21 protein-coding genes are annotated in these 20,794 nt (G+C 64.4%); 10 read left to right on the forward strand and 11 right to left on the reverse strand.

From position 1 onward, the window contains the following. Positions 1-49 precede the first annotated feature (49 nt). Together BMX78_RS03485 and BMX78_RS03490 are read left to right on the forward strand one after the other, a co-directional pair. Positions 50-337, forward strand: coding sequence for a hypothetical protein (locus tag BMX78_RS03485; RefSeq protein WP_091416437.1), 288 nt, complete (start codon positions 50-52; stop codon positions 335-337). Between the two features lie 142 nt (positions 338-479). Further along, a complete protein-coding gene (locus tag BMX78_RS03490; RefSeq protein WP_091416440.1) occupies positions 480-2,462 on the forward strand; it encodes a hypothetical protein in 1,983 nt (660 codons plus the stop codon). A gap of 100 nt (positions 2,463-2,562) precedes the next feature. Here the strand turns inward: BMX78_RS03490 and BMX78_RS03495 are convergent, their stop codons facing one another. Continuing rightward, positions 2,563-3,861, reverse strand: a complete 1,299-nt coding sequence (locus BMX78_RS03495; protein ID WP_170850670.1) for an Nramp family divalent metal transporter — start codon at positions 3,859-3,861, stop codon at positions 2,563-2,565. A 119-nt stretch (positions 3,862-3,980) separates the two neighbouring features. Further along, positions 3,981-4,916, reverse strand: a complete 936-nt coding sequence (locus BMX78_RS03500; RefSeq protein WP_091416442.1) for a dihydrodipicolinate synthase family protein — start codon at positions 4,914-4,916, stop codon at positions 3,981-3,983. 166 nt (positions 4,917-5,082) lie between these two features. On the opposite strand from BMX78_RS03500, the gene BMX78_RS03505 reads away from it, so the two are divergent. Next, positions 5,083-6,111, forward strand: coding sequence for a LacI family DNA-binding transcriptional regulator (locus BMX78_RS03505; RefSeq protein WP_091416445.1), 1,029 nt, complete (start codon positions 5,083-5,085; stop codon positions 6,109-6,111). 44 nt (positions 6,112-6,155) lie between these two features. Here the strand turns inward: BMX78_RS03505 and lepB are convergent, their stop codons facing one another. From lepB to BMX78_RS03520, 3 genes are all read right to left on the reverse strand, one after another. After that, positions 6,156-6,662 carry a signal peptidase I gene (gene lepB, locus BMX78_RS03510; RefSeq protein WP_353615422.1) on the reverse strand — a complete coding sequence of 169 codons (507 nt, stop codon included), beginning with the start codon at positions 6,660-6,662 and terminating at the stop codon, positions 6,156-6,158. A gap of 50 nt (positions 6,663-6,712) precedes the next feature. Continuing rightward, complete coding sequence (locus tag BMX78_RS03515; RefSeq protein ID WP_091416449.1) at positions 6,713-8,323, reverse strand: multicopper oxidase family protein; 1,611 nt, start codon at positions 8,321-8,323, stop codon at positions 6,713-6,715. Positions 8,324-8,449: 126 nt separating this feature from the next. Beyond that, a complete protein-coding gene (locus BMX78_RS03520) occupies positions 8,450-8,962 on the reverse strand; it encodes a hypothetical protein (RefSeq protein WP_139204862.1) in 513 nt (170 codons plus the stop codon). 460 nt (positions 8,963-9,422) lie between these two features. Here BMX78_RS03520 and BMX78_RS03525 point away from each other — a divergent pair, with 460 nt between their 5' ends. Both BMX78_RS03525 and BMX78_RS03530 read left to right on the forward strand, forming a co-directional pair. Continuing rightward, entirely contained in the window at positions 9,423-9,821 is a 399-nt protein-coding gene (locus tag BMX78_RS03525; protein WP_091416454.1) for an Hpt domain-containing protein, read from the forward strand. 186 nt (positions 9,822-10,007) lie between these two features. After that, positions 10,008-11,237 carry a glycosyl hydrolase gene (locus tag BMX78_RS03530; RefSeq protein WP_502686269.1) on the forward strand — a complete coding sequence of 410 codons (1,230 nt, stop codon included), beginning with the start codon at positions 10,008-10,010 and terminating at the stop codon, positions 11,235-11,237. Positions 11,238-11,250: 13 nt separating this feature from the next. On the opposite strand, the gene BMX78_RS22995 is transcribed toward BMX78_RS03530, so the two are convergent. The 3 genes from BMX78_RS22995 to BMX78_RS22680 form a co-directional block, all read right to left on the reverse strand. Then, positions 11,251-11,397, reverse strand: coding sequence for a hypothetical protein (locus BMX78_RS22995; protein ID WP_170850671.1), 147 nt, complete (start codon positions 11,395-11,397; stop codon positions 11,251-11,253). Positions 11,398-11,408: 11 nt separating this feature from the next. After that, on the reverse strand, positions 11,409-12,593 hold the full coding sequence (locus BMX78_RS03535) for a glycosyltransferase family 2 protein (RefSeq protein ID WP_091416459.1): 1,185 nt from the start codon (positions 12,591-12,593) through the stop codon (positions 11,409-11,411). A 139-nt stretch (positions 12,594-12,732) separates the two neighbouring features. Beyond that, entirely contained in the window at positions 12,733-12,981 is a 249-nt protein-coding gene (locus tag BMX78_RS22680; RefSeq protein ID WP_139204863.1) for a hypothetical protein, read from the reverse strand. Between the two features lie 43 nt (positions 12,982-13,024). Between BMX78_RS22680 and BMX78_RS03540 the strand changes: the two genes are divergently transcribed. The 3 genes from BMX78_RS03540 (at position 13,025) to BMX78_RS03550 (ending at position 15,331) form a co-directional block, all read left to right on the forward strand. Continuing rightward, positions 13,025-13,450 (forward strand): Hpt domain-containing protein, encoded by a 426-nt coding sequence (locus BMX78_RS03540; protein WP_091416462.1) that lies wholly within the window; start codon positions 13,025-13,027, stop codon positions 13,448-13,450. 113 nt (positions 13,451-13,563) lie between these two features. Continuing rightward, positions 13,564-14,313, forward strand: a complete 750-nt coding sequence (locus BMX78_RS03545) for an SDR family oxidoreductase (protein WP_091416464.1) — start codon at positions 13,564-13,566, stop codon at positions 14,311-14,313. A 211-nt stretch (positions 14,314-14,524) separates the two neighbouring features. Beyond that, a complete protein-coding gene (locus BMX78_RS03550; protein ID WP_091416467.1) occupies positions 14,525-15,331 on the forward strand; it encodes a GAF and ANTAR domain-containing protein in 807 nt (268 codons plus the stop codon). A 260-nt stretch (positions 15,332-15,591) separates the two neighbouring features. Here BMX78_RS03550 and BMX78_RS03555 read toward each other — a convergent pair whose 3' ends face one another. Then, the gene (locus BMX78_RS03555) at positions 15,592-16,791 is read right to left on the reverse strand and encodes an acyltransferase family protein (protein WP_285249828.1); all 1,200 of its coding nucleotides are present in this window, start codon (positions 16,789-16,791) and stop codon (positions 15,592-15,594) included. Between the two features lie 169 nt (positions 16,792-16,960). Between BMX78_RS03555 and BMX78_RS03560 the strand changes: the two genes are divergently transcribed. Both BMX78_RS03560 and BMX78_RS03565 read left to right on the forward strand, forming a co-directional pair. Further along, positions 16,961-17,479, forward strand: a complete 519-nt coding sequence (locus tag BMX78_RS03560; RefSeq protein ID WP_286138761.1) for an Hpt domain-containing protein — start codon at positions 16,961-16,963, stop codon at positions 17,477-17,479. Positions 17,480-17,492: 13 nt separating this feature from the next. Beyond that, a complete protein-coding gene (locus BMX78_RS03565; protein WP_091416471.1) occupies positions 17,493-18,260 on the forward strand; it encodes a YcnI family copper-binding membrane protein in 768 nt (255 codons plus the stop codon). Here BMX78_RS03565 and BMX78_RS03570 read toward each other — a convergent pair. Next, the gene (locus tag BMX78_RS03570) at positions 18,220-19,824 is read right to left on the reverse strand and encodes an MDR family MFS transporter (protein ID WP_091416474.1); all 1,605 of its coding nucleotides are present in this window, start codon (positions 19,822-19,824) and stop codon (positions 18,220-18,222) included. The genes BMX78_RS03565 and BMX78_RS03570 overlap by 41 nt on opposite strands. Then, positions 19,821-20,447 carry a TetR/AcrR family transcriptional regulator gene (locus BMX78_RS03575; RefSeq protein WP_091416477.1) on the reverse strand — a complete coding sequence of 209 codons (627 nt, stop codon included), beginning with the start codon at positions 20,445-20,447 and terminating at the stop codon, positions 19,821-19,823. The genes BMX78_RS03570 and BMX78_RS03575 overlap by 4 nt, the downstream gene beginning before the upstream one ends. Positions 20,448-20,794: the final 347 nt, after the last annotated feature.

Genomic DNA, 20,794 nt, shown 5'->3' on the forward strand with positions numbered 1-20,794 from the left:
CCTCCGATGCACCAATCCCGGCTCCGCCTTTACAGTAGGCAGCCAACGCTTGGTTCCCGGCTATCACGAGGCTTACGTCTGTGCGGAGCACAAGGCGTTGATCGAAGCCGGCGCCCCTTGGGATATGGAAGGGAACCTGGTCCTGATGGGCACGGACCTGGCGCCCATCCTCGCGAATTGGCGTGCCCGCCCCAGCGTTGGGTCTGAGGGCTTCACCCTCACCCTTGAAATCGCCGGCCAGATAAAGCCGGTGGAAGTTTTCCTGATGCCCAGCGAGGCCAGGACGCTGTCCAGCTTCATCGATGCGGCAAACAGCGACGGCGGCGTGTGCGCTTAGCGCTCCAAGCTTTTTCCAAGGCCAACCGGGGCGGCAATCTTCGAGCATTTCGGCTGCTGCACACTCCAAGGCGGGCACAACGTATCTCCAAGCCCCATGCCGAATATTGGAGGCCATCAGCACCCCTTTCTGAGGAGAAAAAATGGTACCCACACCAGCTGAATCCACAGGCACCCGCCTGAACCCAAGAGTTGCTACCCGCCGCGGCGTCGCCGCTGCTGCCGCCGTCATCATGACAGCTGCTGGGCTCAGCTCGGCCGTAGCAGCCACCCAAGTAACAGTTAAGAACCCGGGCCAGCTGACCGCCGTCGGCCCCGTCAACACCGAACACGGCTTCCCGTCCTGGTACGAGGACAGCACCAAAACCCGCGTGGAGTTGTGCCTTGACGCGGAAAACCCCTTATGCGGATTCCTTCCCGGCGACGTACCGGACGAAACCGCACCCATCTCGTTCCCGGACAACTTCCCGGACGAAGCCTTCTATATGCTCGCCGGCTCGGAGCTGGACCTGCCCGGCGGTGGACGGGCAGTGCTGGTCCTCGGTTTGGAAGCCGCATTTGCGAATACGGTTACCGCCGGCGACCAGGTGGTGTTTGGCCGCCAACGCATTGTGGTCAAGGGCGGACCGGCGAACGCCGCCCTGGAGTTCAAGCACCCATACGGGACCATCACCATCGACACCGACGCTGCCGGGGACGGCAAACTGGTGGAAGACATCTCACCGGCAGCCGGTAACTTCACCACCGCCCTGAAGAGCAACGTGGGGCCCTTCCTGAAGTGGGATCCGGCGGTCGCTCCGGCGGCCCCCGAGGGCTACCTCGGAGACCCGAACCAGGAACATGCGGTGACGGGCAGCCCCATGAACTACAACAAGTTCTCGGTCACCGGCGGCGGGCTTTCCCTTGAAACGGACCAGTTCGGCCTTCAGGGCAAGATTTCCACCAACCGTGGAGTCAGTGCCGATGGCGCGGTCCACAACGGGGACATGATCGACGTCTTCGCCACCAGTGGTCCGGACTCCCAGCTCCAGGTGGACGGACAGGGCTCCGCCTTCGCGACCACCCCCATGATCAGCGATCCGGGCAGCGGGCGGTACTACGCCCGGATCAAGCTCAACGGCACTGCCCCGGAGAGCATCAAGGTCACCAATATTGGCGACAAACCCGCCAGCAGCAGCATCGTCAAGCTGGCCAAGCCAAGCACCATTTCCGTCACTAAAGCAACGTTTGACGGGACATCCCTGACAGTCGGCGCCGTATCCGGCGAAGACGGAGCTTTGACCGTGACAGATGTAGGTACCCTGGATAATCCCGCTCCGGGCACACCCACCGAGAAGTCCTTCCCTGTCAAAGCACCTCCCGCAAATGTCACCGTGAAGTCTGCTTCCGGAAGTTCAGCGTCCCTGCAGGTCACAGTCAGCGGCGGCACGGCAACCCCGGCGGGACTGGATCCTGTCACTCCGCAGCCGGACCCGGGTCCGGTGGTGGAGACGGGCGGCGGTTCAGGAACCGTCACCCCGGCTCCTGACCCCACCCCCGCCACCACCGCAACTGCCACCGCAGCCTCTCCCACGTTGACCCGTGGCGGCAGCGTCCAGCTGGATGGCAGCGCCTCCACCGGGGCCGCCACCTACAAGTGGCGCCAGGTGGGCGGTCCCGCTGTAACCCTTTCCAGCGACACGGCAGCAAAACCGGTGGTATCCATCCCCTTCTACGCCAAGACCACGGACACGGCACCCCTGCCGGCCGTAACAGAGGGTGCGGTGCGGATCGAGCTGGTGGTCACCGATAAGGCCGGTGTCAGCAGCGCCCCGGCCTTCGTTGACCTGGCCATCCAAACGGACACCGTGGCCGTTGACCCCGGATCCCGCCACCGCCTCGGGACGGAGATGCGCATTGAAGGCACCTCCACACTGGGCACCACCACCCTGTTGATTCCGGCCACCACCGTGGTGGTCTACGACACCACTCCCGGCCGGCCGGTGACCAAACTGGGTACAGCGCAGGTTGACACCCTGGGCGCCTGGTCCCTGAGGGCCAAGCCCGGACCCAACCGGCAGATCACCAGCGTGCTGGTCCAGACCAGCCGCGGCGGCACTGCAACGGGAGCTGTCGCCACCCGCTAGCCGCTCTGGATGCTAAAAGTCCAGGACCCTGTCCGCTGATGCGGGCAGGGTCCTGGACTTTGGGCTGAGAGGGGCTGATCCGGGGCCGCGGCGACGGTGCTTAGCCGAGCAGGGTGGTGATGAGCCTGAAGGAGGAGGCGATGATGGCGATAAGTCCGATGGCGGCGAACAGGTTGTGCCACCACTTGTTGCGGAGGTCTCCCATGACTTTGGACTTGTTGGCCATGATGACGATCAGGACGCCCAGCAAGGGTGCGATAAGGACCGTCAGGGACTGGGCGATGACGATCAGTCCCACAGGTGAGGATTGGAAGGACAGGGTGATGATCAGTCCGAACGCCAGGATCATGCCGGTGACGATGCGGGCTGCTGGTGACCCGGCTTTGGCCCCACGTCCAAGAGCATCGGAGAGCATCGTGCCGCCTGCCGTGGCATTGGCAATCATGGAGGAGAAGGCAGCGCCGGAGAGGCCGAGGGCAAAGACCATGGCCCCGACGGGGCCTGCCAGCGGCGTGAAGATGGACGCGAGGGCGTTGATGGTGCCGGCTTCGGCCCCGGTTTTGCCGAGGACGGCGGCCGCGACCATGATGACGAGGGCGGTCATGATGCCGGGGGCCACGATGCCCGGGATGGTGTCGACGAGGGTGATGTCGCGGTAGTCATCGCGGGTGCGGCGGTGTTCCTTGACGCCGTAGGAGGTGTAGAAGGCGGCATTGATGGAGAAGTTCGTACCTACGAGCGCCACGATGAGGATTTCGCTTCCGGCGGGCAGTTGCGGCACCATGCCTTCCATGGACCGGTACCAGTCCGGCTGGGCGACGACGGTGCTGGCGATGAAGGCGATACCCATGAGGACGACGATGACCAGGAGGGCCTTCTCGACGATTCCGTAGACGTTCTTGAAGGCCAGGACGAACCCGACGGCGGCGGTGCAGACTACCGTCCACAGCACCGGTGAGCCGCCGAAAATAAGCGAAAGTCCCAGCCCGGATCCGACGGCATTGCCCACGGAGAACATGAGCGTGATGCCGAAGACCCCGAAACCGGCGAGGATGCCGACCGGTTTGCCGAGGTGTTCCTTGATGGAGGTGATCAGGGAGGTGGGAGTGGCGATGCCAAGCCGGACGCTCATGTCGGTGAAGAAGATCATCAGGATGGTGGAGACGGCGATGACCCAGACGAGGCTGTAGTCGAACCGGCTGCCGGCCTGGACGGCGGTGGTGAGGTTTCCGGGGCCGAATTGCCAGGCTCCCACCACGAAGGCCGGGCCCATCAGGGCAAGGTAGCCCAGGAAGGTGCGGTGCTTCTTCGTGGTGCCTTGTGCCGGGTTTCCTTGCTGGGTTGCCATCTGTTCTTCCGTAGTTCCGGGGCGGGTGATGGTCTTATTCTGCTCGCGCATCGGCGAGTCCTCCTTATACAGCGACTTTGCTGGGGGTCGTCATCGACCGGGATGGAGAGTAGGAGCTTGGAACGGGTGGCGGGCCTTCAGCCCGCCACCCGGAAGGATCCGGGAAAGGATCAGGCGCTGACGGTGACTTTGCCGATGTTTGCGGCGGCGAAGGCTTTGGCGATTTCGGTTTCGGCGCCCTCGGGCAGGGGCAGGAGCGGGGTGCGCACTGTGGCGTGGTCCAGGATGCCGCGGTTCACGAGTCCCCACTTCAAGGCGACGGTGCCCTCCATGTGGGAGCCGCGGTGGTAAACGTTCTTGGTCACCGGCAGCAGCCGCTCATGAATTGCGTGGGCACGCGGGTAGTCCTGCGCCTTCCCGGCCTCGATCAGTTCGACGAGCAGTTCGGGGGCGATGTTGCCGTAGCCGACGAGCAGGCCGTCCACATCGAACATTGTCGGCAGCAGGTACTCGTCATGGCAGGACAGCACCTGCAGTTCGGGGTACGCGGCGCGCAGCGCGGGGATTTCGGTGTACCAACGGCGCATGTTCCGGACACCGTTCTTCGTGGCAAAGACGCCTTCCTGGCCGGCGATCTCCAACTGGGTTTCGAGGTCGTAGGTCGCCTTGGTGTTGTCGGGGTACTGGAAGAGGATCAGCGGCAGACCTGACTCTTCGTAGATCTCCTGGTAACGCGACTGCGGGGCGCCCTTCTGGTATCCGAAGCGCAGCCACCCGTGCGAGGGGTAGACGAGACCAGCTGACGCGCCGGCCTCGACGGCCTTCTTGGCCTCGAGAGCCGCGGTCTTGTTGCCTTCCTTCGTGATGCCCGCCACGACCGGTACGCGGCCGTCGGTGGACGCCACGAATGCGCGGATAACGTCCAGCTGCTCCTCTTCGGTAAGGAACGTGCCTTCGCCGGCGTGCCCCAGGACGACGAGGCTTTTCACGCCATCAATCGATCCAAGCCATGAACCCAGGCGCTGGATGGCAGCGAAGTCGACAGCGCCATCTTCGGTGAACGGGGTGACAGGTGCGGGGCTGAGTCCGCGGAGGTCGAGTGTCATTACAGCTACCTTCTTGTCTTCTTTGAGGATCGGTAGTTCCGATTCTGGGAACGTTTGCGGGAACGTTTTCAATATTGCAACGTGTCCCACCTCACTGTCAAGAGAACGTTTGCAAAAAGGTGGAATAGAGTGTCTCGTACGCCCCTTTTGAAAGAGGAGAACCGCCATGGAACCGGCCGCCCCCGGGACGATCGTCACGCTTAAGGACGTTGCTGCGGCCAGTGGCGTGAGCATCTCAACGGCCAGCCGTGCCCTGGATGAACGCACCACGTCGCGTTCCGCTTCTGCTGCCCGGGTCAGGAAAATTGCCGAGGACCTGGGCTACCGCCGGAACTCGTTCGCCTCCAACCTCCGACGGGGTGAGACACGGACCCTCGGAGTGCTGGTGCCCCGGCTCAGCGACACCGTCATGGCCCTGATGTTCGAAGAGCTGGAGCGGGCGGCGTCGGACCGCGGCTACTTTGCCATGGTCGCCACCAGCGGCGATGATCCCGACGATGAACGCCGGGCAGCCGAAACGCTCCTTGACCGGAATGTGGACGGCCTGATCCTCGCGACTGCCCGGATCGACGACGAACTGCCCAGGCATCTGCGGGAACGGGGCATGGCGCACGCGCTGGTGCTGCGTACTGACGGGATCAGCCCGTCGGCCCTTGGCGATGACGAGGTAGGCGGATACCTGGCGGTCCGGCATCTGATCGATCTCGGGCACCGTGACATCGGGATAGTGACAGGCCCGTCATTCACCTCCACCGGGCGGGGCCGTCTCGCCGGCGCCCGCAGAGCCTTGGAAGGAGCAGGCATCGAAGCCCGGGAAGACTGGCTGATCGCCGCAGGCTATGGCATCGAAAGCGGGTTCTCGGCCGCAGAAAAACTCCTGTCCAGCGATCCCGGACCACGTCCCAGCGCCGTATTCGCCGCCAACGACAACCTGGCCCTGGGAGTCATCGCGGCCGCCCACCGCCGCGGTATCACCGTGGGAGAAGACCTGGCATTGGTTGGCTACAACGACATACCCCTCGCATCCCGCCTTTCAACTCCCCTTTCCTCTGTGCGGGTGCCCCTGGACCAGATTGCCGCCAACGCGATCGACCTCATCGTGAACCCGGGTAAGGAACCTAGAATCCGGACTTCCATTCCCACCCTCATACCCCGGCAGTCCAGCGGCGGGCCCCAGGCGCAGCAGAGGCACTAAAGGCTGGAATGCCACCACCAAAACTTGATCAATTGGGGAAGGGCCTACTTCTGGCCCGTCAGCAGTGTTCCCTGGATCGCCGTCAACGGTACTGCCCCGTAGTCCCTGGAATCGATGGACACGCCTCGGTTGTCCCCCAACACAAAAACGCTGCCGGCCGGCACTTCCTCCGGGCCGAAGTAGGTGGCGTCGATGCGGCTGTGGTCGATGAAGGGTTCTGGTACGGGGACGTCGTCGACGTACAGTTCGGAATCCCGGATGGCCACGGTCTGGCCCTCCACTGCGATGATCCGCTTGATGGCCGTGTGGCCGTCAACAGGGCTGGTAAAGGCAACCACCACGCCGTTCCGGATCCAGCCTGCCGCGGCGGCCGGCTTGTACAGGAGCACCACCGTGCCCTCGGCAATGGTGGGCTCCATACTGTCCGAGGAAACGGTGAAGGGTTCCACCAGCCAGGCGCGGGCGGCGAATATGGCCAGGGCGGGAATCAGCGCCCTGGCCAGGAGGCGGGAGTGCTGTCCCTTCAGGACATGGACTTTTGGCCGCAGCAGGCGGCGGCGTGGAGCCCGCCGCCTGCCGCGGCCAATGATGCGCGCCGTGGTCAGTCCTTCTCGTTGTCCCAGGTGGCCTTGGCCGCCGTCATGGGATCATTCGGGTCCCAGTCGCCGTCCTTCAGTCCTACCCGGAATTGGACCATCATGTCGTGGTCCTCGTGCGGGAGGTTATGGCAGTGCATCATGTAAATGCCCTGCTGCGGGGTGAACTTCATCAGGACCCGGACGGTCTCGCCTTCACCGACGTACACCACGTCCTTCGGACCGCGTTCGTGGGCAAAGGGCGCCCCTCCGTTGCGGCTGAGGATCTGGAAGTCCACCAGGTGGATGTGGACGGGATGGAACCAGCCGCCGGAGGAGTTCTCGATTTCCCAGATCTCCACGTCGTTCAGCGCAGGATCGGCAACCACCTTCTTGTAGCCGCTGGCAATGACGTCCTGCCAGCTGTCATCGTTGATGGTCCACAGGTTGGAGCTGTCGTTCCGCTTGACCCTGAACTTGCGGGTTTTCACTGCCTGCCCCGCTGACAGCGACATGGCCTCGCTCTTCACAAGGGTGGTGGGGATCCGGTTCCAGGTGGGGTCCGAGGTGTCCACCGGCTCGTCCGTGACGTCAAACGCCATGATTTTGTTGGTGAAGTCGTAATCCACATTGTTTTTGTTGGACAGGTTCCGGAGTTCGATCCGCTGCCCGGTCTTGTACTTCCGGAAGTCGATCAGGACCTCGTAGCGCTCCGCACCGCCATGGCGGTAATTCGCCACGCTTTGCGCCGCCGGCATCAGGCCGCCGTCGGTCCCCACCATCACCAGGGGATCCCCCGTGCTGAGCGTCGGCCGCAGCGAGCGGGAGATGGAACAGTTAAGGATCCGGAAGCGGTATACGCGTTTCTGCACCTTCATGACCGGCCACGGCTTCCCGTTGACCAGGATCACGTCGCCCCACAGGCCCGAGTGGGTGTTGTCGTCGTACCCCAGGGAGCCGTCGGCGGCGAACATCGCATCACTGACCGTCAGCGCCACATCGTACCGGCCCTGCGGGAGCAGCTGGCGTTCGATCGGATCGTGCATGTGGTACTGCGCGGCAAGGCCGGAATAGGCGTTGAGGGCCGTGAAGTGGACACCATGGTCGTGGTACCAGAGGGTGCGGGCCGGCTGGAAGTTGGGGTAATGGTAGTCCTTGTAGAAACCCGGAAGCGTGATGTCGCTGGCGTAGCCGTCGTACTGCGGCAGGGACGCTGAACCGTGCAAGTGGGTGGACGTGGAGAGGGAGTGCCCGTCGAGCGCGTGCTGGGCCGGAAGCTGGTTGCGCACCCTCAAGACGGCTTTTGTGCCCTGGTCAAGGCTGATGGTGGGACCGGGGAACAATCCGTTGTAGCCGAGGATTGGCGTGGTGAGCCGCGGAAGGATGTTGGCCGTGGCGGCCTTCTCCGTCACCCGGTAGTAGTTGACCGGCAACCCGTCTGCAGGGTCGATGCCGGTGGAATAGGGTTCGAGGATCGGGGACTGGACAAAGGATGACTGGAACGGCCGGGGCATATCCCTGTCGCTGAGCCGGCTGGCCGACTTGGCCTCCACCGATCCTGTGGGCAACATGGCAGCCCCTGCTCCCAGGACTCCGAGTCCTCCGAATATTAGAACCTGTCGGCGTGAAATGGTCATGGCCGGCCTCCTTCGTTGTTGTGTCCGACTGTGCCGGAACCAGCTTGGAGATTTCCTGCGCAGGATTTGCGTGCCCTTGGAGAAACCATGAAGGCCGGCGCGCATCCCGGAAATCCGGCGGACACGCTACTTCCCTCCCCGGTGGTGTCCGGCGCCCAGTGACAGCCCTGGTCCTCCTGGCAGTTCCAGCGCCAGGTCGATTGCTTTATCCGGGAGCTCGTACACGAGCGTGGCGTTGATGCTTTCCCCTTGGCGGGCCTTGGCTGGTCCGGGAGAAAACCAGACCGGCTTCCAGGTCCCGGTGCCAAGGGCCGAGACGGTGTACCTGGACGGGTCGAAGGACAGGCCGTCCTGCTCCATCGCAGTCAGCTCCACCAGGATGCGTACCCGGTGCACTTCGTTGCCCGGCGGCTTGGCGAGCGCAGCCGACGGCGTGGGGGGCATCCATCCATCCACTTCGAGGGGTATCACGCCGTGGATGCGTGCCAGCCCGCCATCAAGGCTTCCTGATGCCCCCAGCATGGCAGGAGGCGTCCGCGGGGTGGCCAGCAGGATGCTGGCCAGCAGGGCCCCGACGATCGTGAGCAATATTGCCGGAACAAGATATTTGGTGCGCGTGCGCAATGCTGTTGGTGCCATACCGGCAGTGTCCCCACGGCTCCTAGGGAATCCCTAGGAGCGGGAAAAGGGACCTTCCCCCATCAAGTGAAGAACTTGAGCAAGTCCTGCGCCGTCCTTGATCATCTGCTCACCGGTCCTTGATCAAGGAGGTGCACAGTAGTCCCAGCGAGCGCAGTAGGTGTGTCCTGAATAGTTGAGTACTCATTACTCGTGCGCTCCAAATATCCCGCCCCGTAACGTGCAGCACAGAGTGCCGTTGTGGTCACTCGCTCAGGGTTTCGAAACTGTCAGGCGGGCAGGTTATGCGGATAAATTTCCGGGTGCGGACAGGGCATCCCAGGACCGGGGCCGATGGCGGAGGCGGCGGAACAGCGTTGTTCCGCAAAGAGCCATCGGCCCCTGCACCCTCCCGGCCGCGCCCGGGCTACGCGGCTTCATCCCCTGACCGCGCCGTTGGCAGCGCCCGGTGGGACCAGCAATGACCGTCGCGGAGTACGACGACGAGAGCGCACCGCTGCTGGACGGTTCAGTACTGGACAGGTTGCGTGAGGAGCTGGATGACGACGAAGGTGTGTGGAAGGTATTTATCCAGGACTTCGTTGCCCAGCTGCCGGCCAGGACGGAGAAGCTGCGCCTGGCGCTGACCACAGGAGACAGCGTGGGCGCCATGGTGGCAGTGCTGAGCCTGAAGACTTCGAGCCAGATGGTGGGGGCCGAACGGCTTGCGGACCTTGTGCTTGAGCTGGAGAACCTGCTCCGCGTCGAATGCTCCGGCCGGGACCCTGCTGTTGTCCTGCCCCGGCTCGCGGCAGGGCGCCTGGTGCAGATCAAGGAGTGCGCGCAACAGACCAGGTATTTCCTGCAGCGGCACCTTTAGCGGCCAGGCGTTCCCATGGTGTCCGTTCCCGGGTGGAACGGTTTTGCAGTCCGGACCAAAAATGACATCAAGAAACTTGAGCGGACCTTGAGACTTTTGCTCCGGCGGGACCTTAGGATCGGGTCAGTGCCGCTGGCACCGGACTGACGGCTGCCGGACTGGCAGCCCCGACGATTGCGGGGACCGATCGCTGTGTTCAAGTTTGTAAAAGTACTTACCGCTGCCCTTGCCGTCAGCGCAGGCCTGGCACTGGCAGGGGTTCAGCCGGTCCAGGCAGCACCAGCGGCCCAGGTTACGCTCAGCCCGGCCACGGGGCCGGCGGGATCTTCCGTCACTGTCAGCGGGGCCGGTTTTAAGGTTTCCACGTCCGGAACGGTCATAGTCGGTTCGGCGACGTTCCCTTTCCGGACGGCCTCCAACGGAGCGTTCAGCACGGCGATCACCATACCGGCGGCCGCAACGGGAAAACTGACCATCACCGCCAAAACCTCCTCCATCCAGGGGTCCTCAGTATTCACCGTGGCTCCCCCGGTGCAGGAGCTCCCGCCGGTCAGCACTGCCCGCCTGCGGTTCGGGGCGGCAACCCCAAGTGGGCCCCTGGCCAGCGCTGAGCTGGACGAGGTGGCACGGCTGGCAGGGGAAAGCCCGTCCAGTGTCCTCTTCTACAAGGACTTCCTGCAGGCTCCGCCGATCAGCGAAATGAACGCGGCACGGGCACGTGGCGCAGTGCCGTTGGTGACGTGGGAGCCGTGGGCATGGGGAGGCGGGCTGGATCAGCCCGCTTACGCCCTGGACAGGATCGCTGCAGGCGATTTTGATGCCCGGATCGTTGAGTGGGGGCAGGCACTGGCTGCTTGGGGTTACCCGGTGCAGCTGAGGTTCGCCCATGAGATGAACGGCAACTGGTATCCCTGGGCAGAGGGCGTCAACGGCAATGGGGCCGGGGACTACGTCCAGGCATGGCGGCACGTGCATGATGTGGTGGCTGCCACGGGCGCATCCAATGTCTCATGGGTATGGAGTCCGAACGTTCCCTATTGGGGTTCCACTGACTTGGCCGGCTTGTTTCCCGGCGCCGGATATGTCGACGTCGTAGCCTTGGACGGATACAACTGGGGCACGTCAGCCTCGTGGAGCGGCTGGGTCTCGCCGCAGGATCTTTTTGCTCCGGGTATTGCCGAACTGAGGGCGCTGGCCCCGGGCCTGCCGGTCCTGATCGCTGAGACCGCCTCCAGCGAGGCCGGCGGGTCCAAAGCCGCCTGGAACACGGACCTGGTGTCCTACCTCGCGGCCCAGCCGGACGTGATGGGTTTCGTCTGGTTCCACATGCAAAAGGAAGCGGACTGGCGCATTAACAGCAGTGACGCCTCGGCGGCCGCCTTTAAGTCAGCGTTGGCGGCCCGCCGGGCGTCGTAGGGCTTGGGGCCGGTTACGGCCGGGCGGCGGGGTTCCGGCGTACCAGGGCGATCAGTGCCACACCAATGAGCATGATGCCGAGTGCGGTGAGTATGCCGGCTCCAACGTTGAGTCCGGTGTAAGCCAAAGCGGCGCCGGACGCGGGGATGGAGGCGTTCATTCCGTACATTGTTAGTTGATTTCCTCTGCTGTGTATTGCGCTTCCCAGCGGTCGATGCGCCGCCGGGTGATCTTGGTTTTCAGGACGGCGCCCCAGGAAGCCAGGAACCATCCGGAGCGCAGCCACATGAACAATTCCTGCGGGAAGAAGGTGGCCGCGATCAGGATGTCCTTCCAGTCCCTATGGGGGATCCGCAGTGCCCGTTTGATGTCCAGCGCCACAAACAGGATGGGCACCAGCCACCAGAACAGGACCACGTGGAACACGTTCAGGGCCACGGCCAGGACGATCACGGCGATCCACAGGAGCTTGAGGAAGACGCCCAGCAGGCCCATGGCTTGCTGGACCCAGTCCCGGAGCGTCAGCCGGTTGACTCCCAGGTCCAGCAGGTCCTCCACCGTGCCCACCTGCCACTTCATCCGCTGGCCCCAGAGGGCTTTGATGGACTTCATGGAATCGGTGTAGGCCCTCACGTCGGGCGAGACCTGGCAGATGTAACCGAGCTCGCGGATGCGGTAGGTCAGTTCGAAGTCCTCGACCTGGGAGGTGTAAACCCACGGCCCTTCCCTGTCATCCCGGCCAGCGATCTGCCGCAGGACGGCATTGTTGATGGCGCAGCCGGTTCCGGCCAGCACGCTCGTTCGCCCCCGCCGCAAGGCTGTATCGGTCCAGGTGGCGAACTCGGCCTTTTGCAGCCGGCTCAGCAGTCCGGGATCCTGCATGGTGAATTTCGACGACGACCCGCCCAGGAGTGGCCCCGTTTCGTCGGCGAATTCGCGCTCCCAGGCTGCCAGCGCGTTCGGCGGCAGCACGGTGTCCGCGTCCAGGCAGACCACCACGTCAGCATTGGAGGCGTATTCTGCCCAGGCACGGTTCAGTGCCTCGGACTTGCGGTGCTCCAGCCGGGGCAGTTCCATCACCGTGACCGGGTATTTGCGGGCCTCCCATGCCGTGGCATCCGTGCAGCCATTGGGGACCACCACCACCAGGTCCGCAGGCCGTTCCTGGCCCATCAGCCCATCCAGAGTAGCCCCGATGGAACCGGCCTCGTTATAGGCAGGTACCAGCACCACTACACGCAGGCCGGGGCCGGCCGCCTCAGCGGTGGGGCGGTCGGCCGTGCGCACCCGCTCCCGCAGGGCAGGCGCGCCGGAACGCACCACTTCGTCAGCTGCCAGGGGCAGGGCAACGGACACGGAATCTCCTTCTGAATTTCACGCCTCCCAACGGGACGCAAAATCCAGCTAATAGCCCCCGCCGCAGAATTAGCCCCCGGGCCGCATCAAGGTTCAGTCAATTACTCTCAATTCTTCATCAACAGACAAATTAAGGCACCTACACCAATAGGACGGTTTTGCGAAATCGCACTCGAAGAATAGTCATTACTTTCAGAAAGCGCCCCTGACCAGCCCTTTCTTCGTTCACCACCGTCCTCAAAACGGTATCGCCGGTAATTTGTGTCACATCATCCCGCACTATGAACATAGACCTTTCCTGATTCTTGAGCGTGACCGGCGGCTGCCCTTGATGTATTTCCGCTAAACGTAGAGATAGTCGGGCCGGCAGCACTGCCTGCATTTTCAAGGCAGTCCTCAAACGGGGCACGCCAGTAACGCAAAGGACAGCTTTGGGCACCAGCATGGCCACCACCCCGGGTACAGATTCCCATAACGGATGGCCGCCGGCTGCCCTGATCCTGCAGGCTGCGCGGAACCTCGCGGATGAGACCGGCAGCTCCCGCATCGCCTTGCAGTTCCTCAGCGACTACCTCGACATGCTTCCCGCCCGGTTGCAACGGATACTGCTGGGCCTGCAGGCAAGCGACGTGGAAACATCCATGGACGCCATCCTGAGCCTGAAAATCGCTTCCGCCATGGCCGGGGCATTCGACGTCGAGGACTGCTGCCATGGCATTGAAGCGCTGATCCGCCGGGAACAGTTCCCTATGGCCCGCGAGAACGCCCTGGCCCTCGCCATCAACGTCCTCTGCCTGGTCAACAGGACTCCGGCGCTGCTCGCAGGCGCCGAGGACTCCTTGGCGCCAACAAGTTAGCTCCCGGGCCACCCGTGGCTGTTGACGCCGCCAGAGTCCTCCCAATGTGTGGCTTCCCCCAATGACCTGCAGTTCTATCCCATCCTAGTTACCGGCAGGCATAGGATTTCCCCATGAGGATTGCCGTTGCAGGGGGAACCGGAATTGCAGGGCGCCACGTCGTGGCCGTCGCGAGGGAGCGCGGCCACGACGTGGTCAGCCTCAGCCGTTCAGAAGGGGTGGACCTGGTCAACGGCCGCGGCCTGGTCCAGGCGCTGCAGGGTGTGGACACCGTCATTGACGTTTCCGGCCTCCAGACAATATCCACCAAAAAGGCCGTCGATTTCTTTACCAACGCCACCCAGAACCTGCTGGCGGCGGAGAAGCTGGCGGGCGTCAAACACCATGTTGCCCTGTCCATCGTGGGCATCGACAAAGCCGATTCCGGCCTCTACGCCGGAAAACTGGTGCAGGAGGACGAAGTCAGGCACGGTGGCATTCCCTGGACCCTCCTGCGGTCCACCCAGTTCCACGAGTTTGTGCCCATGACCGTCAATGCCGCTTCTGCAGGCCCGCTGGTTTTCGTTCCCAGGATGTTTACCCAGCCGGTGGCCGCAAGGGAAGTAGCTGTCGCCCTGGTGGATGCGGCCGAAGCCGGGCCGAAGGGCCGCCTTCCGGACCTGGGCGGCCCACGGGCGGAAGTGCTGAAAGCCATGGTGGAGGCGTACCTCGCCAAAACCAGTCAAAAGAAGCGGATCGTCCCGCTGCGCATTCCCGGCACCATGGGGAGGGCGATGCGCAAGGGTGCGTTGATCCCGGTGGCGGGTGCCGCCGTCGGACGCCAGACGTTCCTGGAGTGGCTGGAAGCCGGCGAAGGCCTGTAGCCTGCGAAAAGCCAGGGGGAACGTCCGGCCGGCACCGCCAATCAGGGCATATCACCCGCGCCCCTGGCCGCCCAAGGCACAACTACTTGGTTTCCCACGCGCCCAAATTCGAGTACACGCTACTCGTGCCCCTGCCCCCGCTCCCCCGTTACGTTCGAGGGGCAACGCGCGGATGAACCCGCGCGGGCGCCGTTCATGAGGGGGAACGTCAATGACAGCACCGGTGCAGGGCACCAGCAGAAGAGTGATCAAGTCCGGCGATGGCAACCAGGAAGCCGCTGGCTTCCCCAACGGCCCGGCCTTTGAGCCGTACGGCTTCCTCTTGGACCTGGTCACGGATACCGATTCCGAAGCGGCATCCCTCAGGCGCCTGGCGGTGGCAGCGTCCGTGGCGCTCACACAGGCCATGGGGGTCCAGGTGGACTGCACCGCAATGCTCGTTGCGGGCCACAGGGCTCCTATCCGCGCGGCGAACAATGGCCGGGCCGCGGGCCTGGGCTACCTGGAACAGGAGCTCGACGACGGCCCCCTGGCCCAGGCTGCGGCGGCAGACACTCCGGTGGTGGTGGAGGGTGCCGCGGCCTCGCTGCGGTGGCGGGCCTACCAGCGCAGGTTCCTTGACGCCGGCTACGGTGAGGTGGTGGCCGTTCCCTTGCGCATTGACCCCGGCACCACCGCCGCCCTGGCCTTCTTCGCCCCGCTGGACGTGCGGTTCGATGCCGATGCCGTCAGCCACGCCAGGTGGTTCGCCCGGGTTGCGTCACAGAGCCTGAAACTGGCCCTCGAGGTCCGGAGCGTCCGCTCGGCCGGAGATAATTTGAAAACGTTGCTGGAGAGCCGGACGTCCATCGACGTGGCCTGCGGCGTGATTATGGGCCGCAACCGCTGCTCCTATTCGGACGCCTTCGGCATGCTGGCAAGTGCGTCCAGCCACCGGAACAAGCAGGTCCGCGAAGTGGCCGAGGGACTCCTGAAGAACCTCCCCAACGGGACCCCCGGGACACGCTTCGAACTCTGAGTCCGATTTTGCCCGGCAGCGCAAGGGGTTTCTGTTTTTTGGGCCCGGAATCTGCGGAAAACCACATAGTTACTCTTCCCAGGTTCCCTTTTGGCCCGGCATCCGTATTATTCATCCATGTGGACTAAACAGCATCAGTCGTTCTGCAATGCCTGCGGCAGAAGCACCAAACACGTCACACATTTCCAGAAGGAAGCCACCGGCGCCCTGATCGCCGATGCCCGGTGCACTGAGTGCCCTGAGTCCTCAGAGGTGGCCGCCTAGGACCGTCCGGCCGCGGCTGCCAGTTCCCGTTCCACCTTCCGTTCCGGCTCGGGTGCAGCAGTGGAACGGCCGACGGCGGCATCGAGCCTTTTGTTGGCCCAGCGGCGCACGGGCGTTTCCACCACGCGGAAGGATGCGTAGGCGAGCAGTACCGTGACGGCTGCAGCCAGCGGTACGCGAAGCCAGAGTGACGGGACCAGCGGCATCAGCAGCAGGTAGACGGGCATGTGCCAGAGGTACAGGGCGTAGGAGAGGTCCCGCCCGGGGCCAGCAAGCCAGGGATGGCTCAATATCCGTGCGGTGAAGCCGGCCGGGGACAGCACCAGCCAGCCGGTGGCCAGTGCCGCCAGCAGTGCCAGCGCGGTGGGCCCGGCAGTCCAAAAAATGCTGAACCAGAGGCCGGGGGTTTCCGGTTCCTTCAGCAGGAAGACGGCGGCCAGCAGGACAAGGGATGCGGGCGGCCCGGCCCATCTCGCTGCGGCAAGCAGCGACGCGTGGGACCGGGATCCCTGCCGGACAACCGTGAGGACCAGCGCCAGGGTGCAGCCAATCAGCAGCTCATCGGCCCTGGTGTCCGGCCCGTTGTAGAGCCGGTTCAGCGGCGCCCCGGCCAGGACCAAAAAGAACCGCTCCAGCAGGAACGCCGCGGCCAGGCCGGCGGTGATCCAGGCTACCGTCCGCACCTTCCAGAACCGCAGCAGGACCAGAAGGAGCAACGGCCATACCAGGTAGAACTGTTCCTCCACGGCGAGAGTCCAGGTGGGGCCCAGGGTTTCACCGGTGATGGAGCCGCCGAACGTCCCAAAATGCGCCAGGTTCATCACGTATCCGGCGGCGGGCAGGACGAAGCCTTCCTGGCCGCCCCACTTCGACGCCGGAAACACCACGCCTACAGTGACAACCACTGCGCACACCGCCAGGAGCGCGGGCCACAGCCGGGCCAGGCGCTTGGCGTAGAAGATGCCCAGGCGCAGCCCGCCGGTGGCGAGGTACTCCTTCATGATCAGGAGGGTGATCACAAAGCCGCTGAGGGTGAAGAAGACGTCCACACCGATGGATCCGCCAGGGGCCAAGCCCGTGGCCGCATGGAAGAGGAACACAAACGCCACGGCAATGGTCCGCAGCCCGTCCAGGGCGTGTTTGCGCCCGGAAATAAGCCCGGATGGGGGCACGTCCGGACGTCCGGGAGCTGACACATTTCCACTGCTTGACCTAAAAACCACTAAGCAAGCATATATAACGTTTCCATAACTGCGCTGGGTGCAGGCTGGGTGGAACCTCCGAACCCACACCTTGGAAAACACTAGGACTGCCCTTGGCAACGGTTGCAGGGTTCCCCCAACATCCGCCCAATACCGTTCCAGCATGAGAGCAACCACAGCACCGCTGCACACCCTGGTTGGCCCCGACACCGGCGGGACTTCGCCGCTGGCGGGCTTCCAGGAACCTGCCCGGCCCTTCCTGGACAGCGTCCCCCTCCTGGATCATGCCGTGCTGGACAAGCTGTGCGCGGACCTGGACAACTATGAGGAAGTGTGGCGGGTATTCGTCCAAAACTTCGTCGCCGCCCTTCCCCTGAGGATCGACAGGTTGCGGCTGGCGTTGACCACCGGAGACCTCCCCGGTGCCATCGATGCCGTCCTCAGCCTCAAGACCGCGAGCCTGCAGGTAGGGGCCGAACGCCTTGCCGGCCACGCCCGGGATCTGGAACTGGCGGTGCGTGAAGGTACCCGTGACCGTGACCCGTCCGGCGTCCTGCCCTGGCTCGCTGCGGACCACCTGCCGCAGATCAGGCAGCGCGCCGGGCAGACTACCTACATCCTCGAAGCGCACCTCAAAAAGGCCAGTGCAGCTTCCCCGTCAGAAACGCGCGCGGCCAGCTGAAAGGCACCTCCCCATGACAACTGCACGCCACCGCACGGCCGCGAGCACCGCTGCCGCCTTCACCGCGGCAGCCGGACTCCTGCTGGCCGGCGCAGGCCCGTCCTTCGCGCACGTCAGTGTGGATCCGTCGTCGCCCGCTGCCGGCGGCTACTCACAGCTGACATTCAAGGTGCCCAACGAGTCGGCCACGGCCAAAACCACCAGGATTGCGGTGGCGCTGCCCACCGGGACACCGTTCACCTCGGTGTCCGTCAAACCCATGGAGGGCTGGACCGCAGAGATCACCGAGGCCGCACTGCCCTCCCCCGTGACCATCGAGGGTGCCACCATCTCCAAGGCGGCCTCCGCCGTCACCTGGACAGCGGACGCGGCCCACCAGCTGGGCCGGCGCGAATACCAGAGCTTTTCGATCTCGGTGGGCCGGCTTCCCGCGGCCGGAACCACCGTGGCCCTGCCTGCAACCCAGTGGTACTCGGACGGAACGGTGGTGGACTGGGCAGATCCGGCAACCCCCGGCCAGGAGGAACCGAAGCACCCGGCGCCCTCGTTTGTCACCACAGCAGCCCAGGACGGCCACGGCCCCGCGGCCCCGGCTGAACCAGCAGGGCTGTCAGCAACCACGGAGGTGTCACCCGCCGCGGACAACACCCTTGGCCTGGCCGGGCTGGGCACCGGCATCCTGGGCCTGGCGCTGGGAACCGCGGCCCTCGTCCGTACGCGGGCGCCGCGGAAACCGCAGCCTAGCGGGATACAGCCGGGGACTCGTCGTCGGCCGCTATGAGGATGTTGCCGTCGCTGATGGACTCGGAGAGGACGTCGTGCTCCACGGCCGTGGCCAGCGGCTTCTCCTTGACGAAAAGCAGCACGACGGCGGCAATCAGCGCCAGCGGGACCATCCAGATGAAGATGGGGGTCAGGGCGTCGTTGTAGGAGGAGATGATCAGCTCCCGGATCTCCGCCGGCAGCTGGTTGACCAGCGCGGGGGTGAGCGAGTTCGATCCGCCGCGGGCGTTGCCGCCGGATGCGGAGGCCGGCATGCGCTCGGTGAGGAGTTCGGCCAGGCGGCTGGCGAACAGGCTACCCACCACCGCTGAACCCAGGGTGGCGCCGATCTGGCGGAAGAAGTTGTTCGACGCCGTCGCGGTGCCCACCTCGCGCAGGGCGAAGGAGTTCTGGACCACCAGCACCAGGATCTGCATGCTCAGGCCCAGCCCCAGGCCCATCACGGCCAGATAGGCGCAGATCTCCCAGAGCGGCTGGCCGGGTTTGAGGGTGGAGAGCAGCACCAGGGCCACCGCCACCAGCAGGGAACCGGCGATGGGCATCCACTTGTACCGGCCGGTCCGGCTGACCAGCTGGCCGGATCCCACGGAGGCCACCAGCAGGGCACCCATCATGGGGATCATCAGCAGGCCGGATTCGGTGGCGTTCACGCTGAAGGCCATCTGCAAGTAGGTGGGCAGGTAGCCGATGGCGCCGAACATGGCCACGCCGATCAGCAGGCCGGCGAACGTGGAAAGGTTGAAGTTGAGGTCCTTGAACAGGTGCAGCGGAATGATGGGCTCAGCCGTGCGCCGCTCCACCAGGACGAACGCCACGGCGCTGGCCACGGTGCCGGCGATCAGGCCGATGATGATGGGATCGGACCATTCGTACTTGCTGCCGCCCCACGTAGCGAACAGCACCAGGCAGGTGGTGGCGATGGCCATCAGCACCATCCCGCCAAGGTCCAGTTTGGGCTTGCCGGAGTGCTTGGGCAGTTTGAGGAAGAACACGGCGCCGGCCAGGGCCAGCAGTCCCAGCGGGATGTTGATCCAGAAGACCCAGCGCCAGCCCGGACCTTCAGTGAACCAGCCGCCCAGGAGCGGGCCGGCCACGGAGGCGATGGCGAAGACGCCGCCCATCATGCCCATGTATTTGCCGCGTTCCCGGGCCGGGACCACGTCGGCGATGACCGCCTGCGAGAGGATCATCAGGCCACCGCCGCCCAGGCCCTGGATGACGCGGGCGATGATCAGCACGCCCATGTCGTTGGCGAGCGCACCCACCACGGAGCCGATCATAAACAGCAGGATGGCCGCGATCAGGAGTGATTTGCGCCCCATCAGGTCACCGAGCTTGCCGTAGATGGGCATGCTGATGGTGGAGGTGAGGATAAACGCGGTGATCACCCAGAGCATGTCGCTGACGCCGTGGAGTTCGCCCACGATGGTGGGCAGCGCGGTGCTCAGGACGGTCTGGTTGAGGGCGGAGAGCAGCATGGAGAGCATCAGGCCCACAAAAAGCAGCACCATGTGCTGCTTCTGCGGGGCCTGCGCCGTTTCCGGCGGAGGGGCCGTGGTCATGAGAGTTTCCTTTGCAAGTGGTGGAAGAGCGCCACCGCGGGCGCTAGGTCTTTGGGAGTGAGCCCGGTGGCGGGATCGAAATCGGTGGATTTTGCCCGGAACTTGGCGGGGACTGCCGCGAGCATCACGGTCATCCGCGCGGTTTCCTCCGGGCTGAAGCCTTCAGCACCTGCGGCCCAGTCCGGGTCACGGCTGAAGTGGCCGGCCACGGCCTGGCACACCAGGGCTTCGGCCTTGGCCATGTACTCCATCTGCCGCGCAAACAGGTGCGGGTGCCGCTTCAGGATGAGCCGGCGCCGGGCGTTGTCCGTGTCCCGGATGGAGGAACGGGCGACGGCGACCAGCAGCAGGGTGACCTGCTCCAGGAAGTCTTGTGCCCCGCCCAGTTTCGCCGCCTCAGCCGCGTCCAGGACCGGCTCGTGGAGGCCGAGCACGGCGTCCTCTTTCGACTGGAAATAGTTGAAGAATGTCCGGGGCGAGACCCCCGCGCTCTCCGCGATGGCCTCGACAGTGGCGTGCTCCAGGCCGCGCTGCTGTGCCAGCGAGGCTGCGGCTTCATGGATGGCAGTCCAGGTTTCGACCTTTTTGCGCTCACGAAGGGAGGGGGAAGAAGTGGGGGGCATGCGTTTATTTTTGCATAACTGCAAAGATTGCACAACTGCATGTTTTTCAGGACCGGGCAGATGCATACCCCCAAGGGAAGCTCAAGATCGACACAATAAATCCCGATGATGGACTTATGCGCTTCCGCCAACTGACTTGGCTTCCTAGAGTGGCTCTAAGCGCAGCAGGAACTACTACGTCAAGGGGGACGGGATGGCCTCGGATACTCCGCTCGCGGGACAAGAAGCTCAGACAGTGGAGCCGCCAAGGGCATCCCCCATCCCCGCTCCGCCCAAGACACGCCTGGAAAGACCCCGTGCCGCGCAACAGAGCCGGCCTTTCAGGAGCCGGGAGCATGAGGTGCGGC

The sequence above is a fragment of the Arthrobacter sp. OV608 genome (assembly GCA_900110595.1).
Lineage (GTDB): Bacteria > Actinomycetota > Actinomycetes > Actinomycetales > Micrococcaceae > Arthrobacter.